1 protein-coding gene is annotated in these 272 nt (G+C 61.4%); it reads right to left on the reverse strand.

The window, feature by feature from the left end; genetic code table 11:
- Nucleotides 1–272: AMP-binding protein (locus QSK05_RS36120; RefSeq protein ID WP_285601918.1), on the reverse strand; the 272-nt coding region annotated here is incomplete at both ends.

A 272-nucleotide genomic window follows, 5' to 3' on the forward strand; every position in this document is an offset into this window, starting at 1 on the left:
GAATCAACCGCACCGTCGCCCCGACCGTCAAAGGCCAGAAGAACTCCGGAACCGACACATCAAAACCGGCAGAACTCTTCTGCAACAGCCGATCCCCCACCCCCAGCGGGAACACACCCTGCCGCCAAGCGATCAAATTCACGATCGCCCGATGACTGACCGCCACACCCTTCGGACGACCCGTCGTCCCCGACGTGAAAATCACGTACGCCGTATCCAACTCCGACACCGCACGCGACAACACCGGCACCACCGCACCATTCACCAAAGCC

It is taken from the genome of Kineosporia sp. NBRC 101731, assembly GCF_030269305.1.
Lineage (GTDB): Bacteria > Actinomycetota > Actinomycetes > Actinomycetales > Kineosporiaceae > Kineosporia.